Consider the following 2465-nt stretch of genomic DNA (forward strand, 5'->3'; position numbering starts at 1 on the left):
GCGCTTCGCCGTGCGCCTCTGCAGTGCGCGCGCCCAGCGGCATATCTTGAGGTGCGTCGGCGAGAAGCTGCCCAACGTCGACTTGGCCCGGCACGGAGTGTTCGGAGGTGAGCTGGTTGGGAAGATCGACAATGGGGGCCGCCGGCCCCGTGCCGAGATTGGAAGCGGCATCAGCTACCTTCATTTCGGGTACAGGCGGCTGAGATTGCTCGGGCGGTGCGGAGCGCAGCACCTCCGCGCGCGCATCAACGACCGCGCTCCACCTCGTCCCGTTCTCGTCCAAACTGGCGCTGCGGTCTTTGGCCATGCGAGCCCGAATCGGCTTCTTCACCGTCGCGATGCCCTCGGCCAGGAACCAGCATTTGCGGCGACCGTCCATTCGGTAGACCCAATGCTGTCCACCAGTGGTCGAGGTACCGGGACGCGGCACGCATTCGGCTTGCGGCGGAGAGGTTACCGTGGGTTGGGGCGTAGCAGTATTGAAGAAGTCGGCAAGAGGGCTGGCAGACGCAGGCGCCGCCGATAAACCTCCGACAAGCACCAAACTGGCGAAGTATAATCGCAAATGACCGGACATCGAAAACTCCCGGGTGCGCCCCACCCCCGCTCGAACCTTAGCGGTGACAACGGCTCCCATGCGGCTTAAATCGGGCGGCGCGATGAATTAATTAATTGTACTCTTGGCTACCTGATTAACATGCCGGTCACGAGGCAGCGCGATTCATCGAGCCGTCCGCGCCGCCGTCCGGTCGATCGCCATCTTTGCGCTCGTCCCCGAGCACGAAAGCGCAACTGGCCGAGGGTGAGTTTGTGGAGGTCACGAGACGCGGCTACCCCGCGCGGCGATTTAAATACTCCGCCACGATATTACCACTGTCGCGCCTTTCTCCCTGCTACCTCTCGTATTAAATGTGGATTGCACGATCAATATTTCACTGAGGGCTTGTCTGCTCCCGGATTCCCGACTTGTCTGCCTGGGCCTTCTGCCCAAGATTAGGGATGGAGCCATGAACACCGCGCATTTCAATTCGCTCTCCGTTGACGAGCTCTGGATATTTCACCAAGAGGTCGCCGCCAAACTCACTCAGAAAATGTTGGTGCAAAAAGCACGTTTGGAGGAACGGCTCCACAGGATTGGACTGGCCAACGAGGCCACGCGGTTCAATCGCGAGCGCCGTCCATACCCGCCCGTTCGTCCCAAATATCGCAATCCGAAGAACCCGGCGGAGACATGGTCGGGTCGCGGCAGGCTGCCTCGATGGCTGCGGCCGCAGCTTCGAGGCGGCCGAAAATTGGACGATTTCCTAATCGATCGGGCTTCAGCCGAAAAGCGGCAGACCAATTGAGCGCGCGTTGCGGCATTTTGGGATGGAAATGCTGGCGCCTGCTGTTCCCCTGGGCTCTGAGCTTCTCACATCATCGTTGAAGCGCGGGTCATAACCATGCTTCGAGGCATGGCCATAGCGAGAGCGCTGGGCTGATGGTCTCGCTGAATCGCTCGGGGGGCCCGCGGCGCAGTGAGGACATCGACGAGACTCTCAAGCGCGCGATGGCCCGCATCTAGTCGTGGTGCCCTCTGAAGTGCCGCCTAACCGCATTCCACGCTCGAAGGACTGGAAGGATGAGCACGACGAAAAGAACTCTGATTGCAACCGGCGTCATCCCGCGCAGCAGGAGTGGTGGGTAGTGATCGTCCGAGCGACCGGCCGTTGTGTTAATCGTCACCGGAGATGGAATTCCTGCTCGCCGAGTAGGTGCCGGTCTGCGCGAGGGCAGGACAACTACAACGAACAGAACGTTCACCAGTAGCCATATTCCCACAATGAGAAGAAAAGTACGCACGAGAACGACCATCGTTGATCTAAATCTGCCGAGCTTACTCCTGCCTCATACCCGGCACGCAACCGGCAACACTGCGTTCGCGGACGGAGCCGCTTCAGCGCAGCCGGCACATTTTCGCATCTCCCCGAGGCCGTTGGGCCCCGAGCGCTTTGCGAGCGTCCAGGATCGCTCCCAGCCTAGTCGGGCGCAACACTCGCGTCTGTGCGCTTTCGAACATTCATGTCCCCTTCAGGTATGCTAGTTCTATGCATCATCCGGCGAGAGCCGGACAGGGATGGCTCATCGGCCAAGACGGCCGTCCTCAGCCCGCAATCCCTGAACAGGGGCTGGGTCATGGAGCGTGGCCCAAATATCGCAGCACGAAGAGCGGCGAATTTGGCGGTCCGCATAGAACCAGTATCGAGTTTCGGCAGTTGACTCCGGGTGGATCCGAACCAGCAAACTGATTTGTTCGGGCCAAGGATAAGTTTAAAAGCTAAGCCGGCACCCATGAAGGACCTCCGACGACGTTTGGAAAAGGTCCGCGCTGACGCCAGAGAGTTTATGCTGATGAGCCAGCAAGCGACGGACATAGAAAAGCGCGAGCTGTTTAAGCGCTTGGCGGATGAACTCGCCTTCGAGGC

Annotated in this window: 2 protein-coding genes; one reads left to right on the forward strand and one right to left on the reverse strand. The window is 59.9% G+C overall.

The window, feature by feature from the left end:
- A partial coding sequence (locus ACFQX9_RS16520; RefSeq protein ID WP_377789551.1) for a hypothetical protein occupies positions 1-577 on the reverse strand: 577 nt, incomplete at its 3' end.
- A 430-nt stretch (positions 578-1007) separates the two neighbouring features.
- Here ACFQX9_RS16520 and ACFQX9_RS16525 point away from each other — a divergent pair.
- Entirely contained in the window at positions 1008-1346 is a 339-nt protein-coding gene (locus tag ACFQX9_RS16525; RefSeq protein ID WP_377789553.1) for an H-NS family nucleoid-associated regulatory protein, read from the forward strand.
- Positions 1347-2465: the final 1119 nt, after the last annotated feature.

This window comes from Bradyrhizobium sp. GCM10028915, assembly GCF_042666195.1.
In the GTDB taxonomy this organism is placed as follows: Bacteria; Pseudomonadota; Alphaproteobacteria; order Rhizobiales; family Xanthobacteraceae; genus Bradyrhizobium; species Bradyrhizobium canariense_D.

Bases quoted from the DNA above. Each gene is read 5' to 3' on its own strand.
- ACFQX9_RS16525 (WP_377789553.1), top strand. From the start codon at position 1,008: ATGAACACCGCGCATTTCAATTCGCTCTCCGTTGACGAGCTCTGGATA.